This window comes from Micromonospora sp. DT201, assembly GCF_049841575.1.
Classification (GTDB): Bacteria; Actinomycetota; Actinomycetes; order Mycobacteriales; family Micromonosporaceae; genus Micromonospora.
In genome coordinates this window covers 160,032-174,682 of record NZ_JBNCKP010000015.1, presented here as the reverse complement: position 1 = coordinate 174,682, position 14,651 = coordinate 160,032, and the positions used below count along the sequence as shown (strand labels likewise).

Annotated in this window: 18 protein-coding genes and 1 pseudogene; 4 read left to right on the top strand and 15 right to left on the bottom strand. The window is 69.9% G+C overall.

The window, feature by feature from the left end:
- Nucleotides 1–98 precede the first annotated feature (98 nt).
- The 3 genes from ACLQ28_RS23315 to ACLQ28_RS23305 all read right to left on the bottom strand — a co-directional run bounded on the left by ACLQ28_RS23315 (nucleotide 99) and on the right by ACLQ28_RS23305 (nucleotide 2,804).
- Nucleotides 99–1,529: an RNB domain-containing ribonuclease gene (locus ACLQ28_RS23315; RefSeq protein WP_425688387.1), complete on the bottom strand. Its 1,431-nt coding sequence runs from the start codon at nucleotides 1,527–1,529 to the stop codon at nucleotides 99–101.
- A 98-nt stretch (nucleotides 1,530–1,627) separates the two neighbouring features.
- Nucleotides 1,628–2,518, bottom strand: a complete 891-nt coding sequence (locus tag ACLQ28_RS23310) for a histone (protein ID WP_425688386.1) — start codon at nucleotides 2,516–2,518, stop codon at nucleotides 1,628–1,630.
- Between the two features lie 82 nt (nucleotides 2,519–2,600).
- On the bottom strand, nucleotides 2,601–2,804 hold the full coding sequence (locus ACLQ28_RS23305; protein WP_425688385.1) for a hypothetical protein: 204 nt from the start codon (nucleotides 2,802–2,804) through the stop codon (nucleotides 2,601–2,603).
- A gap of 159 nt (nucleotides 2,805–2,963) precedes the next feature.
- Here ACLQ28_RS23305 and ACLQ28_RS23300 point away from each other — a divergent pair, with 159 nt between their 5' ends.
- Together ACLQ28_RS23300 and ACLQ28_RS23295 are read left to right on the top strand one after the other, a co-directional pair.
- Nucleotides 2,964–3,104 (top strand): hypothetical protein, encoded by a 141-nt coding sequence (locus ACLQ28_RS23300; RefSeq protein ID WP_425688384.1) that lies wholly within the window; start codon nucleotides 2,964–2,966, stop codon nucleotides 3,102–3,104.
- Between the two features lie 60 nt (nucleotides 3,105–3,164).
- Nucleotides 3,165–3,662, top strand: a complete 498-nt coding sequence (locus tag ACLQ28_RS23295) for an NUDIX hydrolase (protein ID WP_425688383.1) — start codon at nucleotides 3,165–3,167, stop codon at nucleotides 3,660–3,662.
- 10 nt (nucleotides 3,663–3,672) lie between these two features.
- Here ACLQ28_RS23295 and ACLQ28_RS23290 read toward each other — a convergent pair whose 3' ends face one another.
- The 4 genes from ACLQ28_RS23290 to ACLQ28_RS23275 form a co-directional block, all read right to left on the bottom strand.
- Nucleotides 3,673–4,695, bottom strand: a complete 1,023-nt coding sequence (locus ACLQ28_RS23290) for a hypothetical protein (protein ID WP_425688382.1) — start codon at nucleotides 4,693–4,695, stop codon at nucleotides 3,673–3,675.
- A complete protein-coding gene (locus tag ACLQ28_RS23285; protein ID WP_425688381.1) occupies nucleotides 4,656–4,988 on the bottom strand; it encodes a PadR family transcriptional regulator in 333 nt (110 codons plus the stop codon). Before ACLQ28_RS23285 ends, ACLQ28_RS23290 begins: the two co-directional genes overlap by 40 nt.
- 20 nt (nucleotides 4,989–5,008) lie before the next feature.
- Nucleotides 5,009–5,881: a GyrI-like domain-containing protein gene (locus ACLQ28_RS23280; protein WP_425688412.1), complete on the bottom strand. Its 873-nt coding sequence runs from the start codon at nucleotides 5,879–5,881 to the stop codon at nucleotides 5,009–5,011.
- A gap of 480 nt (nucleotides 5,882–6,361) precedes the next feature.
- Entirely contained in the window at nucleotides 6,362–6,961 is a 600-nt protein-coding gene (locus ACLQ28_RS23275; protein WP_425688380.1) for a GNAT family N-acetyltransferase, read from the bottom strand.
- Nucleotides 6,962–7,028: 67 nt separating this feature from the next.
- On the opposite strand from ACLQ28_RS23275, the gene ACLQ28_RS23270 reads away from it, so the two are divergent.
- Nucleotides 7,029–7,913, top strand: coding sequence for a transglutaminase domain-containing protein (locus ACLQ28_RS23270; protein ID WP_425688379.1), 885 nt, complete (start codon nucleotides 7,029–7,031; stop codon nucleotides 7,911–7,913).
- Here the strand turns inward: ACLQ28_RS23270 and ACLQ28_RS23265 are convergent.
- The 6 genes and pseudogenes from ACLQ28_RS23265 to ACLQ28_RS23240 all read right to left on the bottom strand — a co-directional run bounded on the left by ACLQ28_RS23265 (nucleotide 7,900) and on the right by ACLQ28_RS23240 (nucleotide 11,635).
- Complete coding sequence (locus ACLQ28_RS23265) at nucleotides 7,900–8,841, bottom strand: redoxin domain-containing protein (RefSeq protein WP_425688378.1); 942 nt, start codon at nucleotides 8,839–8,841, stop codon at nucleotides 7,900–7,902. The genes ACLQ28_RS23270 and ACLQ28_RS23265 overlap by 14 nt on opposite strands.
- The gene (locus ACLQ28_RS23260; RefSeq protein ID WP_425688377.1) at nucleotides 8,842–10,068 is read right to left on the bottom strand and encodes an epoxide hydrolase family protein; all 1,227 of its coding nucleotides are present in this window, start codon (nucleotides 10,066–10,068) and stop codon (nucleotides 8,842–8,844) included.
- Between the two features lie 158 nt (nucleotides 10,069–10,226).
- Nucleotides 10,227–10,370: pseudogene (locus ACLQ28_RS23255) on the bottom strand (short-chain dehydrogenase); the annotation flags it as partial.
- Nucleotides 10,371–10,376: 6 nt separating this feature from the next.
- Nucleotides 10,377–10,703, bottom strand: a complete 327-nt coding sequence (locus ACLQ28_RS23250; protein ID WP_425688376.1) for a winged helix-turn-helix domain-containing protein — start codon at nucleotides 10,701–10,703, stop codon at nucleotides 10,377–10,379.
- Between the two features lie 3 nt (nucleotides 10,704–10,706).
- Nucleotides 10,707–11,177, bottom strand: a complete 471-nt coding sequence (locus ACLQ28_RS23245) for a hypothetical protein (protein ID WP_425688375.1) — start codon at nucleotides 11,175–11,177, stop codon at nucleotides 10,707–10,709.
- Nucleotides 11,174–11,635 carry a hypothetical protein gene (locus ACLQ28_RS23240; protein WP_425688374.1) on the bottom strand — a complete coding sequence of 154 codons (462 nt, stop codon included), beginning with the start codon at nucleotides 11,633–11,635 and terminating at the stop codon, nucleotides 11,174–11,176. Before ACLQ28_RS23240 ends, ACLQ28_RS23245 begins: the two co-directional genes overlap by 4 nt.
- Before the next feature lie 176 nt (nucleotides 11,636–11,811).
- Here ACLQ28_RS23240 and ACLQ28_RS23235 point away from each other — a divergent pair, with 176 nt between their 5' ends.
- Nucleotides 11,812–12,744 carry an expansin EXLX1 family cellulose-binding protein gene (locus ACLQ28_RS23235; protein WP_425688373.1) on the top strand — a complete coding sequence of 311 codons (933 nt, stop codon included), beginning with the start codon at nucleotides 11,812–11,814 and terminating at the stop codon, nucleotides 12,742–12,744.
- Between the two features lie 339 nt (nucleotides 12,745–13,083).
- Here the strand turns inward: ACLQ28_RS23235 and ACLQ28_RS23230 are convergent, their stop codons facing one another.
- Together ACLQ28_RS23230 and ACLQ28_RS23225 are read right to left on the bottom strand one after the other, a co-directional pair.
- Complete coding sequence (locus ACLQ28_RS23230; RefSeq protein ID WP_425688372.1) at nucleotides 13,084–14,319, bottom strand: RNA polymerase sigma factor; 1,236 nt, start codon at nucleotides 14,317–14,319, stop codon at nucleotides 13,084–13,086.
- On the bottom strand, nucleotides 14,316–14,639 hold the full coding sequence (locus ACLQ28_RS23225; RefSeq protein ID WP_425688371.1) for a YciI family protein: 324 nt from the start codon (nucleotides 14,637–14,639) through the stop codon (nucleotides 14,316–14,318). The genes ACLQ28_RS23230 and ACLQ28_RS23225 overlap by 4 nt, the downstream gene beginning before the upstream one ends.
- Between the last annotated feature and the right edge of the window lie 12 nt (nucleotides 14,640–14,651).

Below are 14,651 nucleotides of genomic sequence, written 5' to 3'. Positions count from 1 at the left end.
GTGACAATCCCCGCTGCCCCGGGCCGCACCCCGCCGCGGCGCGGGGCCGGAGGCCGGGGCAGGCCACCCGCCGGCAGCGGACCAAGCCCGGCAGGGGGTCAGGCCAGCTCGAACAGGACTGTGCGGGCCGCCGGGTCGGCGGTGACGAGTCGCACCCGGACCCGTTCGCCGAGGGGCAGTTGGCCGAGGCATCGGCCACGTACCGGCGGGGCGTCCAGCGCCACCGTGCCGCCGGGCGGTCGGGGCCGGGACTTGCCGTTGGGCGGGGCGTCGACGTCGAGCACTGCCGCGTCGAAGGTTTCGCCCACCCGGTGCGCCAGAAGCACCGCCTCGGCCAGCTCGACGGCACCCCGGGCAGCGGCCGAGGCCGTCCGGTCGGTGCTCGCCATCACCTCAGGCAGCCGGGGCAGCGCGGCGTGGGCCCAGTCGGGCACCGGCCGGCCCGCGTGCAGGGCCAGGCAGACCTCCGTGGCGTACCTGTCGGCCAGGCGCCGCAGCGGCGCCGTGACGTGGGCGTACGCGGCTGCCACACCGCCGTGCTCCGGGTGTTCCGGCAGTGTCCCGTCAAATGCGGTGTACGCGGCGCCGCGCATCAACTCGGCCGCCTGGTCGATGAACGCGGCGGCGCGCGGCTGGGCTGCGTCCAGACCGGCGATCACCTGCCCCGGACCCACATCGTCCGGCCAGTGCACGCCCAGCGGTGCGGCGGCGGCCCGTAGCCGCTGCACCGCCTCCGGTTTCGGTGCCGGCATCGTACGCAGCACGCCGACCCGGCCGGCCAACATGATGTCGGCGGCGGCCATCCCGGTCAGCAGGGAGATCTGGGCGTTGTGCTCCTCCATGGGCTCCGGCGCGCGCAGCACCAGCCGCCAACCCTCGCCGTCGGGCTCCAGATCCTGCTCGGGCAGCGGAAGGTTGATCGCGCCGCGACGCAGCCCTCGGGCTGTGAGTCGGTCGCCGATCTCGGGCAGGAGCGCGATCGGGTCGGGTAGCCGTCCGGCGTCGGCGGCGACCTGTACCCCGATGTAGTCGAGTTTGGCCCGGCTGCGGACCAGGGCGCGTTCCAACTCCACGGCTACCGTGCCGCCGTCGGCGTCCAGGTCGATGGTCCAGATCACCGCGGCGCGGTCGTCGTCGGGCAGCAGACTGGCAGCGCCCTCGCTGAGGTTCCGCGGATGCAGCGGCACGTTTCCGTCGGGCAGGTAGATGGTCTGCCCTCGCCGCCAGGTCTCCGCTTCCAACGCGCCGCCGGGGGTGACGTGCGCGGCGACGTCGGCGATCGCGTACCGCACCCGGTAGCCCCCACCTGGGCGGCGGGCGAGGTGCATCGCCTGGTCCAGGTCGCGGGAGGTGGCCGGATCGACCGTGACGAACGGTACGTCGGTGCGGTCGACGGGCGGCCGCGGCGGTGCAGCGGCCGCCTCGTCGGCCTCACGCTGAGCGTCGGCCGGAAAACCCTCGGGCAGGCCGAGCTCGCGGCGCAGCGCGCCGAAGTCGATGCGGGGCGCGAGTACGCGTCGGATGACCACGGGTCAATCCTGACAGCGCCACGGGTGATCCGCTTCCGGTGACCGGCCGAGAAATTGGTCCGGCGTATCAACCGGGTCGGTGCACGCGACCCGCTCTCTCAGCCGGTCGCCTTCCGGGCGGTGCTACGCGGACTCCGGGGGGCGGTGGCCCGTGCGGCCACCGGGCGGGCCGGCGACTTGCGGGCGGTCACCTTGCGGGCCGGTGCCTTGGCCACGACGGTCTTCGTGGCTGGGGCCTTCTTCGCCGCCGCCTTGCGCGCGGTGGTCGAGGAGATGCCCGTCACCTTCGCGGTCGGGGCCTTCTTCGCCGGGGCCTTGCGGGCGCCGCCGCTGGGGCGGGTGGAAGCCGTCTTCTTCGCCGGCGCCTTCTTGACGGCCGCCTTCGTCGCGGCAGTCTTCTTCACCGCTGTCTTCCTGACGGCGGACGCCTTGGTCGCGGTCTTACGCGCCGGCGCCTTCGTCGCGGTAGTCGTCTTACGCGCCGGTGCCTTCGTCGCCGTAGTCGTCTTACGCGCCGGCGCCTTCGTCGCGGCGGTGGTCTTGCGCGCCGGCGACTTGGCCGCCGCAGTGGTCTTCTTCGCCGCCGAGGTCGTGGTCTTCTTGGCCGCGCTCACCGTCTTCTTCGCGGCAACGGTGGTCTTCCTCGCCACCGACGCCGGGGTCCGCTTAGCGGTGGCGGTCGTCTTGCGGCTGGCGGTCGAGGTCTTCGCCGGAGCCTTCTTGGCCGCGGTGGACGCCTTCGTGGTGGCCTTGGTCGTGGCCTTCTTCGCGGGAGCCTTCTTGGCCGCCGTGGTGGTCTTCCTCGCCGGGGCGCGCCCCGCGCCGCCGGCAGCCTTCCTGGCCGGGGCCTTCGCCGCCGTCGCGCCCGCCGTGGATTTGCGGACGGGGGTAGTCCGGCTGGCCGCCGTGTTCCGCTCCGCGGCGGCGGTCTTCTTCGCGGTGGTGCGTCGGGCGGCTGGGCGGGTGGTGGCCTGCTGCGCTTCGGCCATCGTGGTTCCCTCCTTGGGGACGTGCTCTCGCGTGCGTCCTCGCGGAGCACGAAATACCTCGGCACGGGCCGTCCCGCGCCGCCTACTTGTTCTCCCCGGCCCAACGAGCGTCCTCGGCATCCCACGCCTCGTTCCGGTCCTGCACTCGCTGCAGGGCGTTTTCCGCGTCGGCTGCCGAGTCGTACGGGCCGAGGACGTGCTTCGCCGGGCACACGTCGGCGTCCGTCTCGACCCGGTGGTGCCGGGTGCACCAGTAGAACTGCCCACCACGTCCGCTGTCGCTCATGGGAATCACTGTGCACCGGGAACCGACCGGCCGCCACCGGATCGCGCAAGTCGCCGACCTTCTCCACAGTAGATATGCATTCCGTTCTCCGGACCGAAACACCGAAATAGCGCCAAAACGATCAGCAGTTCCGACGCGCACCGGCCGGACGTGGTCGGCGTGGATGGCGCCATCAACGCGTACGCCGACGCGGTCGGGTTGCGGCGCAGGAAGGTACTCGGGCTCGGGCTACGGCAACTGTCGCTCCGCGATGTCAGGGAGTACGACCGCTTCCGCCGTACCGTCGCCTGGTCGGGCTGACCCCGCGAGACGCCGGCGCGCGACGGCGCTGGCCGTGGGGTCACGGCCTATGATCGCCGGATGGCGATTCCGGACTACATCGTGGGGATGCGCAAGCACGTCGGCCACGACCTGCTCTGGCTGCCCAGCGTCAGCGCGGTGGTCCGCAACGACGCCGGGGAGTTGTTGCTCGGTCAGCGTGCCGACGACGGGCGCTGGTCGGTGATCAGCGGCTTCGTCGAGCCGGGCGAGCAGCCGGCCACCGCGCTGGTCCGCGAGGTGCAGGAGGAGACGGGTCTGGACGTTGCGCCCGTCCGAATGTCCAGCGCCGTGTCGCACCCCCACACCTACCCCAATGGGGACCGCTGCGAGTACCTCAACCTGGGATTCCTGTGCCGGCTGGTGGCCGGCACCGCCCGGGTCAACGATGACGAGTCGCTGGCCGTGGGGTGGTTCTCGTTGGACCGGCTGCCCGAGTTGGACAAACACGCGCTGCTGGTCATCGCCTACGCGCTGCGCGAGAACCAGTTGACCGGCTACCTGGAGCCCGGCACGACGTGGGACGACGTGCCCAGCTGAGCTGCGCGGATCAGACCGACGAGGAGGTCGGCGTCGGAGTCGGCGTTGGCGCGAGGGCGACCGGCGCGGCGGGCGCCGACCGGGCCGCCCGGATGGTGTACGCGAGCGCGTAGGGCATGCACACCAGGTAGAGCATGGGTTCCACAAGCACCTGGTTGGTGATGATCTCGAAGGTCCCCCATGGGATGGTGGGCCGGGATAGGCCGATGTTCCAGTCCGTCCAGGCGACGAAGAGCCACAGCGGCGCGGAGCTGCGGTCGACGCTGTCCACTGATGTCGCACCGACGACCGGGCCAGCGCCAACGCCTGCCGAAGCAGCGTCGACGACGGCGAGAATCACCGCGAGGTCGGCGGCGGCGAGCGCGCCGAGGACGCCCACCCACCAGGCTGCGCGGAGTCGATTACGGGCGGCGAGGCTCGCCGCCGCCCAGAGCGCCAGAGTCAGGCCGGCCAACCAGAGCAGCAGACCGGGTACGGCGCGGGGCAGGTCGTCCGGGTAGATGACGTACAGGAGCGGGACTGCGACCGCACCGATGGGGAGCACCACGCCGAGCGCGATGCGCAGCGGACCGTCGAGTGCGGTGTGCCGGGCCCACCGGGCGGCGAACACCGCCAGCAGCACCGCCAACGCGACGGTGATCGCCGTCCAGTTCAGCGTCGTCGCCTGGTCCGACCAGTTCGCTCCCGTCAGCCAGACCTGGATCCGATACATGGCAGCCGCGCTGCCGACCAGGATTCCGACGCAGGCGATCGGAGACAGCAACAGCGCAGCCGCGGTACGACGAGCCCGCCGATGCAGCAGCCTGCGGTCGACGAGCGGGGCACCAGCGCGACTGACGGCGAGGCTCACCGCGAAGCCGACCATCTTCGTCCGCCGACCGCTCTCGGCGAGCACGTGCAACTCGGCTGCCCACTCGCGGCGCAGGTCGTCGCGGACGTCGACTGGCCAGCGGCGTGCGGCCAACTCCAGCAACAGCTCGGCAGCCCGGCGGGTCACCATGCCGGTGCCCCGGTCGGCTCGGCGCCGCCCCACGAGGCGCGACCGTCGGGGATCGCGGCCCGCAGGTCGGCGAGTGCCCGGCGGGCCTGCGCGGCGCCAACGGCGGTGAGTTGGTAGTAGCGGCGGGCCGGCCGTCCGGCCGCGACCGGGTCGATCGCCTCCCAGTCGGCGGTCAGCCAGCCGGCCCCGCTCAGCCGATGCAGCACCGGGTAGAGGGTGCCGCTGGGCAGGCCCGTCAACCGCATCAGGTCCAGCCCGTAGCGCTGCGCGTCGGGCTCGGCGAGCAGCGCCGCGAGCACCTTCGCGACCGGAATGGTGATCCGCATCCGGCCACTGTATCGGAACTCTACATAGGGGTGGGGACCCTTTCGACGGGGATCCACAACTCGGCGTCCGCCTCGGTGCCGTCCGCGGACACCCGCACCCGGGAGATCTCCGGTCCAGGTCGGCTGCGGTACGGGTTCGACGGGAACCACTGCGTGAAGACGTCGCGCCACAGGTACTGCACCGCCTGCGGAAACGCACCCGAGGTGGTGAACACCGCCCACGTCCCGGCGGACACCGGCAGCCCGTCCAGGTCCTCCGGCGGCGTGGCAGCGGTCACCACCCCGTGCCAGTAGTCCAGCTCGGTGCCCTCCTCCCGGCTGTCGGCGAGGTTGTCGCTGACGTTGACGATCCCCACCGGCTCCTGATCCGAGAGCGCCTCGATCCGCGAGGTCGTCTCCTTGTCGATGCTCCGGATGAACGCGACGATCGCCGGGTTCATCCCCTCGTGCACCAGCGGGACGCGGGCTTTGCGTCCCACCAGAGTGAACGCGTCCTTGCTGACGATTCGGTACTCCATGCTGCCGCTCCCTTCGACGGTGAGTCGGAAGGACATCCGGGGCTGGGCGCGCAGCGCTGCCCCCGTACGCCGAGCCTCTCCGGGCCCCACACCGTGCACGGCGTGGAACGCCCGGGCGAACGCCTCCGCCGACCCGTAGCCGTACTGCACCGCGATGTCGAGCAACGTCCGCTCCCCCGCCAGCACGTCCGCACCAGCGACGGTGAGCCGACGCCGACGGATGTACTCCGACAACGGGATTCCGGCCAGCGCGGAGAACAGCCTTCGGAAGTGGTACTCCGACGTCAGCGCGATCCGCGCCAGCTCGGCCACCTCGATCCGCTGATCGAGATGCCGCTCGATGTACGCCATGGCTTCGTTGAGCCGCTCCAGCACCAGGATCTCCTTCCCTTTCAAGCAGTCACGCTAGGTGTCGGGGCGGGGCGCTCACCCGACATCCGGTGCCCGCAACGGTCGGGTCGACACCCGCCCGGGCGGAACAAACCCCGCCGACGGTCGATAATCCTGGTGGTCGACGACGGCGAGGTGATCTGCGGTGACGCGACGGCACTGGATGGTCGGGGTTGCGGCGGCGGCAGCTGCGGCTGCGGCGGTGCTCGCTGGTTGCGACAGCGACGGGAACGCCACGGTCGACGCCGCGCTGCCCCGCGGGGAGAGTCTCGGCGAGCTGCGTCAGCAGGCGCGCGAAGCCTCGGCGAGCTGCGTCAGCAGGCGCGCGAAGCCTCGGCGAGCTGCGTCAGCAGGCGCGCGAAGCCTTGGCCCGGTACGACCAGGCGGTCTCCGACGCAGGTGACGCAGGCACCGTCACCCTGTCACCGCCACCGTGGAACTCCCGGGGCAGGTGGTTCGCGGTGGTCAGCGCGGCGACTGCTGCATGAACCAGGTGTGCACGGGCTCGGACATGGAGCCGATCACCTCCCAGCCAGCGCGGCGGTACAGCTCGACGTTGCCCGGGTTGCTGGTCTCCAGGATCGCCGGCAGGCCTTCTTCGGCGACGCGTTCCAGCCCGGCCCTCATGACGGCCCGACCCCAGCCGCGTCCGGCGCTGTCGGGGTGGGTACCCAGGACGCCGAGGTACCAGAACGGGAAGGTCGGCAGCGCGGCGTGCACGGTTTCGTCGTAGGCCTGAACCCGGGCCAGCACGTCGGCGGGGTATGAAGCTTCCTCCGGCGACCCGTGCCCAGCGGCCGGCGCGTCAGCCGGCGGCTCAGCGGGTTGCCCGGCCGGTGGCTCCCAGATGGCGACGGACGCACCGCCGCCGATCGTCCAGATCGACGACCTGTGCACCCGCCTGTCGAAGAGGTGCCCGAAGAAGATGGCGGCGTACTGCGGGTAGGTTTCCTCGTCGGGGAACAGGTAACGCAGGACGGGATCCTTGACGAACGCGGCGACGAGCGAACCTACCACCGCGTCGCGGTCCGCTGGGGTGGCGATGGTGATCTCCGGCGTTGTCATAACAGCCGACACTATCGCGAAAGAAGCACCTTGACCCTGACCCGGTGGTGGGCCGCAGACTCGTCTCATGGACCTCGATGACTACCGCGGACACTCCCCGTACAGCGACCCCGGTCGGCACGGCAAACTGCTCGACGCGGTGCCCACCGACATCCCGACCGTGGCGGCGACCGCCCGCAATGTGATCGTCCACTACCGGGCCGGCGGCGTCGAGCTGCCCGACGACCGGCTGGACGAGGTGAACTGCCGCTGGGTGGACCGCATCCTCGACACGGACCAGTCCCGCTTTCCCCTACCCCTCACCAGCGAGCGCCCCGCTGTCGACCGGGTGGCCGGCTGCTGCCGGGACCACACGCTGCTCTCGGTGGCGGTGCTCCGCCAGCACGGCATTCCCAGCCGCAGCCGGGTCGGTTTCGCCTCGTACTTCGTGCCCGGTTGGCACCATGATCACGTACTGGTGGAGTACTGGAACGGTCACCGGTGGGTCTGGGCCGACCCGGAGGTCGACCCTGCCGGCGACTGGGGGTTCGACGGCTACGACATCGACCCGAAGGCCGGGCTGTTCGACTCGGCAGCGCGGGTGTGGTCGGCGTACCGGGCCGGGGCGATCGACCCTGAGGTCTACGGCGTGAGCCCGGAACTGCCGATTCGGGGCGCCTGGTTCATCCACGACTACGTCCTGCAGGAGCTTGCCCACCGGCAGAAAGACGAGTTGCTGCTGTGGGACAGCTTCGGCGCGATGACCGACGACCTCACCGGTGCCGACCTCACGCTCACCGACGAGATCGCCGCGCTGCTGCTCGCCGCTGACGACGGCGACGATGCCGCGGAGAAGGCACTCGCCGAGCGGTACGCCACCGACACCCGTCTGCGTCCCGGCGCTCAGGTCCGCAGCATCTCACCGGTCTCCGGCACGGTGAGCACGGTCGATCTGCGCGTCAGCCGAACGTGAAGGCGTAGGCGGCGGCGCCGGGCTCGTCGAACGTGATCTCCAGGGTCCGCTCACGGACCGCGTCGCGCTGGCGTACGAGCTGGTAGAGCCGGCCGTCCTCCAGGACACCGTTGCCGTCCTCGTCGACGTCGACGCCGTGTGCCGGGCCGGGTGCGTCGCCGTCGAGAAGCACGCGGAACGGGATCGACGCTCCCGCACCGGGGGCCAGCACGAGATGCGCGTCGCGTGCGTGGAACCGGAAGGCGAGGCTGCCGCCGGCCCGGTCGAGCACGACGCTCTCCGACCCGATCGTCCACTCGCCCGCCAGCGCCCACTGGTTGAGGCCCAGGCGCTCCGGCAACTCGTAGTCGCGGCGTTCGTCGAGCCCGGCACCGTTCGGCGACGCGAAGTGTTCGCCGCGACTGAAACCGAGGTACGTCTCGGGCGTACGCAGGTTGTCCCAGTCGGCCTCTGCCTCCGGGCCGAGACCCTGCACGGGTACGAGTTCGCGCTCGATGCCGAGCAACTGCTGAAGAACGCGCTCGGACTGCTCGTAGCGTCCCTCGCCGAAGTGCTCGTCGCGGATGACGCCGTCGGTGTCGACGACGTAGAGCGCCGGCCAGTAGTGATTGTCGAAGGCCCTCCAGATCGCGTAGTCGTTGTCGATCGCGACGGGGTAGTCGATCGATCGCGCCGCGACCGCCCGTCGCACCCAGTCGGCCCTGTGCTCGAACGAGAACTCCGGCGTGTGCACCCCGACCACGACCAGCCCGTCCTTGCGGTAGGCCTGCGACCAGGCCCGGACGTACGGCTCCTGGCGCAGCCAGTTGATGCACGTCAGCGTCCAGAAGTTCACGAGGACGACGCGGCCACGCAGGTCGTCGGGGCCGAGTGGCTCGGAGTTGAGCCACTCGGCAGCCCCGTCGAGCGGGGGCAGATGCACGGCCATCTAGCGAAGCGACCGGAAGGCGGTGCGAAGCTCTTCGGAGAAGATCTTCGGCTGTTCCCAGGCCGCGAAGTGCCCGCCCTTGTCGAGCTTGTTGAAATAGATGAGATTGGGGTACGCCTGCTCGGCCCAACTCTGCGGGGCCTCGTAGAGTTCGTCGGGAAAGACGCTCACGGCGACCGGCACGTTGACGCCCTTGGCGGCGAAGAACGAGAGCTTGTTCTCCGCGTAGAGGCGGGACGCGGAAATCGCGGTGTTCGTCAGCCAGTAGAGCGAGATGTTGTCGAGGATGTCGTCGCGGGTGAGGCCCGCTTTGGCTCCGTCGAAGACCTGCGCGATCAGGGCCAGGCTCTTCGCGTCATGGTCGAGCAGGAAGGACGCCAGGCCGACCGGAGAATCCGCCAGACCGGTCAGCGTCTGCGGGCGGGTCGCCATCATGAGGGCGTAGGCGACGTGTTTCCAGACGTAGTCCAACTCCGTGGCCGCACGCATCTCGTCGTTCGACAGACCGGATGGCAGTGAACCCATGGCGTTGTTCGCTGCGGTGACGTCGCCCTGGAACAGATTGTCGATCTCGGGTGGGACGGCACCCGCCATGTTTGTGTGAATGCCGAGCAACTCCGGAGGGGCCTGCACCCCCATCTGATCCACGATGACCGCACCCCAGTCGCCGCCCTGGGCGACGAACCGCGAGTAGCCGAGTCGCTTCATCAGCTCGGTCCAGGCGGTCGCGATCTTCTCCGGGTTCCAGCCGGACGAGGTCGGCTTGCCCGAGAAGCCGTGGCCGGGCAGCGATGGGATCACCAGGTGGAAGGCGTCCGACGCGTTCCCGCCGTGCGCCGTGGGGTCGGTGAGCGGCTCGATGATCTTCATCTGCTCGATCACGGATCCGGGCCAACCGTGGCTGACGATGAGCGGCAGCGCGTCCTCGTGCTTCGAGCGCACGTGGATGAAGTGAATGTCCACCCCGTCGATGGTCGTCATGAACTGCGGTACGGCGTTCAGCCGTGCCTCGACCTTGCGCCAGTCGTACTCCTTCTCCCAATAGCGCGCGACGGCCTGAATCGTCGCGAGTGGCACGCCCTGCGACTGGTCGTCGACGGTTTCCTTGTCCGGCCAGCGCGTAGCCTTGATGCGCCTTTTCAGGTCGTCGAGGTCGGCCTGGGGAATTTCGACCGCGAACGGCCGGATCTCCGTGGTTCCTGGGCGCGCCTTGGTCTTGACAGCCATGCGTTTTTCCTCTCCGTCTAGGTTTGCGCCTCGCGAGGGGAAATCATGGGGTAAAGACGCTGCCCGGACTTATGTGCCGATTCGAGATGGGCACGCCGCCGCCATATCTCGGAGCCTAGAACGCCGTACCCCGGGCTCGTGGCGATACGAGTAGTCCCTCATTTGTCCTGCCCGGCGGCCGCGACGGCGTGCTCGGCGGCTCGGCTGACCTGCTCCCAGCGCGCCCAGGTGCCCATCCGGCGACGGGAGACGTCGAACGTCAGGTCGTAGACCATGCTGCCGAGCAGGAGGCGCAGCGGCGGGTGGCTTTACGGGACGCTCGGGTCGCGGGGCTGCTGGGCGCCGTCGGATCGGGCTCTCTCAGCGATGGCCTGGAGTGCGGAGATGTGCTCGGCCAGGTTGCTCCGGCCAGGGTCGGTGAGGTTGAGCCAGGTGCGTGGCCGCTTGCCGACGTAGCCCTTGCGGACTTCGACATACTCGTTCTTGGACAGCGTGGTGACCTGTTTGGACAATGCGGAGTCGGAGAGCTGCACCGAATCTCGGACGAACCCGAACTCGGCCCATTCCGCAGCGGCGAGCAGGGAGACGATGGCCAGTCTCGTCGGGTCCAGCAGAAGCTGGTCAAGCTTGGCCACTACTCAGTCCCTGTCCTGCCGGCGTAGTAGCCACAGCTGAAGCCTGGGGCTGAGGAACATGATATAGATCCCGGCCAGGGCACCGTAGTAGATGCCGCCGTGCGGCAGGTGCAGTAGCGAGACGACCATGGCCACCGCGATCCCGAGACCAAGCACGGGCGCGATGCGCAGCAGGCGCCATTTGACGGGGAGGGGAAGGCTGCGGCCGGACACGATGACCGGCCGGCGGGTCAGGGTGCTGCCCACCCTGGTGCGCAGGCCGACGACCGCCACGAGCAGGAAGGCGAGCAGGAGCCAGGTCAGCCAGGGGCCCGCCGCCGGGAACAGGTCGTTGGCCAGGGAGTAGAGGAACACGGCCAGGCCGCTGACGATCCATATCCACCGGGACCCCACGGCAGATGTGATCACCTGCTCCTTGCCCTCGTGGACCGTGCGCAGCGCTGCCGCCGCCTCTTCCGGGGTTGGCTCGTTCACCGTTGCCGCTCCTTCGTCTGTCCCGTGCGCTTGTTCACCGTGCGCAGGATCAGCCACTGATCGAACCACGCGCCCGTCATGGTCAGCACCAGCAGTGCCAAGCCCATGATCAGGTGCGCGTACGTATGCAGCGGGGCCGCAGCGTTCGTCACGCGGGTCAGGAACAGTTGGAGGAGCAGGCGAACGCCGGACAGCAGCACGACCAGCAGCCGGGCCCGGGGCGAGCGCCACACCGAGCGGATGTACTTGCGGCGGCGCGAGAGCAACGCGAACCAGAGCGTGATGTGCACCGCGATGAGGACCACTGGCAGCGCTGCGACCAGCGGGTAGTCCGAGCGGAACTGCTCACTGACGTCGAAGCTGGCCACGAGCAGACCGGCCAGGACGAAATACCACGCTGGCAGGCCGTTGACCTGCTGTTGGACCGGGTTCTGCGCCGGCCATTGACCCGTGGCCACCATCATCCACCCCCAAGGAAAGTACTTGCTTGATAGGAAAGGTACCGGCCGCTTTCCTGCCAGGCAAGTACCTTCCTGTGGGCGTCAGGTGCGATCCGCTCTCCGCGGGCTGTCGACATGAGTTTTCGCTCGACGGCTTTGCGCTGCCGCAGCATGGTGCGGCAACATCAGACGCCGTGACGGCACCAGGCACGGCCCCCGAGAACGACGCCCCAGCCAGCACCAACGGCACGCAGCGGTCGAATCGGCGGGTCAGACACTGGTTGACCGGTGCCGGGATCACCGTCCTGGCAGCCGCCCTCGGCATCACCCTCGCCGTACGCGGCGGCGCCACCCCGGCCTGCGCTGCGCCACCAACGGGAAGCACCATCCACAAGGGACAGGCCAGCTTCTACGACGCGGGCCGCTCCGGGGGCACCTGCTCCTTCCCGAACCCTCCGGCAGACCGGCTCTACGTGGCCCTCGGCGCATCCGAATACTCCGCGGCGGCGGCCTGCGGCAGTTACCTGGACGTGAGCGGCCCGAAGGGCAAGGTCCGGGTCATGGTCATGGACCAGTGCGGCGGCTGCCGTCCCGGCAAGATCGACCTCTCCGACGAGGCGTTCGCCAAGATCGCCGACCGGGCGCAGGGCATCGCGCCCGTGACGTACCAGGCGGTGGTGAACCCTCCGCTCGACGGAGGGCTCACCTTCCGGATGAAGGGCGGTGCCTCGCAGTATTGGTTCGCCGTGCAGGTCGGCAACCACGGCAACCCACTCCGCTCGGTCGAGGCGAAGGGGCCAAGCGGCGGATTCCGCAAGGCGGCCCGCCAGAACGACAACTACTGGACCGTCGAGGGCGGGCTCGGCCCCGGGCCCTACAGCATCAAGGTCACCGACGTGTACGGACGCCAGGCAACCGCCACCACCATCCGGATGGTTACGAAGCAGATCCAACGCAGCACGGCCACCCTCACCGGGCCCGACACCGCCCGTACGCCGAGCAGTTCGCCTTCGGCTCAGCCGACCCCCACCGTTACGCCCTCGCCGACCCCGGCGGCGTCGAGCGCGCCGACGGCGACCGTCGAAGCCCTCGCCGGCGCGGCCCCACCGGGCAGCCACCGCTGCTAGGGCCTGTGTCAAAGCCCCTGGCCGGCCTGCGGCGGGCCCAGACGACGACCGGCCGCGTTGGAAATTCGTCCGGATACAACACCGGTATCCAGACGAATTTCCGCCTTGCCGGACCGCCGCCTGGACTCCGCCTCAGCTCGACCGAGGGCTTTGACACAGGCCCTAGGTTGCAGCGCCGGGTGCGCCACGATGAGCCGGAGTCACGCCTGTGAGACGTTTCGTCCCACCTTGCAAGCGAGGGGTCACCGGATCGGAGCCTGCCGCCGCCGACAACCCAGGAAGATCAGGCGTTGGTCCGCAGGTGGGCGAAGACGACGGCCCGATCGGGATTCGTGGGCGCTACCGCAGTTGGTCGCGGCGGCGGGTCAGGTTGGCGGTCTGGGCGGTGTTGCCGGCCAGCTCGATGGCTTTGTCGTAGGCCGCGCGCGACTGCTGACTTTGGCCCAGCCGGCGCAGCAGGTCGGCGCGGGTCGCGTGGTAGGCGTGATAGCCGGCCAGCTCGTCCGCAAGACGGTCGACGGCCGCCAGCGCTACCTCCGGTCCGTCCAGCTCGGCGACCGCGATGGCCCGATTGAGGGCGACGATCGGCGAGGAGTCGAGGTGGACGAGTTGGTCGTAGAGGGCGACGACCTGCGACCAGTCGGTGTCGCGGATGTCGCGGGCGGAGGTGTGCACGGCGTTGATCGCGGCGAGGATCTGGTAGCGGCCCGGGGGCACCCCGACGGCGGCAGCGGCGAGGCGCTCGCGCACGAGCCGGTGGCCCTCGGCGATCAGCGCCTTGTCCCAGGCACCACGGTCCTGCTCGTCGAGGGTGACCAGTTCGCCGCTGACCGAAACCCGAGCGGTGCGGCGAGCTTCGGTGAGCAGCATCAGCGCCAGCAGCCCGGCCACCTCACCGTCGTCCGGCAGCAGAGCGCGGATCAGGCGGGTGAGCCGGATCGCCTCGGCGGTCAGGCCGTGGCGTACGGGATCGGTGTCGGGGCCGGTCGCCAGGTAGCCCTCGTTGAAGACCAGATACAGCACTGCGAGTACGCCGGAGAGGCGTGCCGGGAGATCCTCGGCGGCCGGCACACGGTAGGGGATCCGAGCCGCCTTGATCTTGGCCTTCGCCCGGGTTATCCGCTGCTCCAGGGCGGTCTCCCGCACCAGGAAGGCGCGGGCGATCTCGGGCACGGTCAGCCCGCCGAGCATGCGCAGCGTCAGCGCCACACGGGCTTCCATCGCCAGCGCCGGGTGACAGCAGGTGAAGATCAGCCGCAGCCGGTCGTCGTCGATGACGCCGAGAGGCTCGGACGGGCTGTTGTCGTACGTCATCTGAGCCTCCTTGTGCTTGTCGTCGCGCTTGTTCTCGCGCCGGATCCGGTCGATGGCCTTGCGAACGGCGGTGGTGGTCAGCCAGGCGCCAGGGTTGGGAGGCACGCCGTCGACCGGCCACCGCTCCACTGCGGTCGCGAACGCCTCTGCGGCTGCCTCCTCGGCGATGTCGAGGTCACCGAAACGCCGGGTCAGCGAGGCGACCACACGGGCCCACTCGTCCTGGTGGGCCCGGATGACCGCCTCCTCGACGTCGCTCATTGGAACGGCCGCACCTCGATCTTCCGATCGCAGACCTTCGACGCCTCGGCGGCGAGCTTGAGCGCCACATCCAGATCGGGGACCTCCCACACCCAGACGCCGGCGAGGTATTCCTTCGACTCCACGAAAGGCCCGTCGCTGAACACCGCCTGCTCGCCCCGGTTGTCGATGACCGTGGCCGCGTCGGTGCCCGCGAGTCCGCCCGCGAAGACCCAGTAGCCCTCGGCGATCAGTCGTTCGTTGAACGCGCTGATGGCAGGCCGCCTGTCCGTGCTGCCGGGACTGCTCTCGTCATCGATCACGGAAACCAGGTACTGCATCTGAAGATCATC

What these genes read in the sequence shown, in the direction of transcription:
- ACLQ28_RS23310 (WP_425688386.1), bottom strand. Translation starts at nt 2,518, where the DNA reads ATGGCCGAAGCGCAGCAGGCCACCACCCGCCCAGCCGCCCGACGCACC.
- ACLQ28_RS23275 (WP_425688380.1), bottom strand. Translation starts at nt 6,961, where the DNA reads ATGACAACGCCGGAGATCACCATCGCCACCCCAGCGGACCGCGACGCG.
- ACLQ28_RS23270 (WP_425688379.1), top strand. Translation starts at nt 7,029, where the DNA reads ATGGACCTCGATGACTACCGCGGACACTCCCCGTACAGCGACCCCGGT.
- ACLQ28_RS23230 (WP_425688372.1), bottom strand. Translation starts at nt 14,319, where the DNA reads ATGAGCGACGTCGAGGAGGCGGTCATCCGGGCCCACCAGGACGAGTGG.
- ACLQ28_RS23260 (WP_425688377.1), bottom strand. Translation starts at nt 10,068, where the DNA reads ATGGCTGTCAAGACCAAGGCGCGCCCAGGAACCACGGAGATCCGGCCG.
- ACLQ28_RS23305 (WP_425688385.1), bottom strand. Translation starts at nt 2,804, where the DNA reads ATGAGCGACAGCGGACGTGGTGGGCAGTTCTACTGGTGCACCCGGCAC.
- ACLQ28_RS23285 (WP_425688381.1), bottom strand. Translation starts at nt 4,988, where the DNA reads ATGCGGATCACCATTCCGGTCGCGAAGGTGCTCGCGGCGCTGCTCGCC.
- ACLQ28_RS23295 (WP_425688383.1), top strand. Translation starts at nt 3,165, where the DNA reads ATGGCGATTCCGGACTACATCGTGGGGATGCGCAAGCACGTCGGCCAC.
- ACLQ28_RS23265 (WP_425688378.1), bottom strand. Translation starts at nt 8,841, where the DNA reads ATGGCCGTGCATCTGCCCCCGCTCGACGGGGCTGCCGAGTGGCTCAAC.
- ACLQ28_RS23225 (WP_425688371.1), bottom strand. Translation starts at nt 14,639, where the DNA reads ATGCAGTACCTGGTTTCCGTGATCGATGACGAGAGCAGTCCCGGCAGC.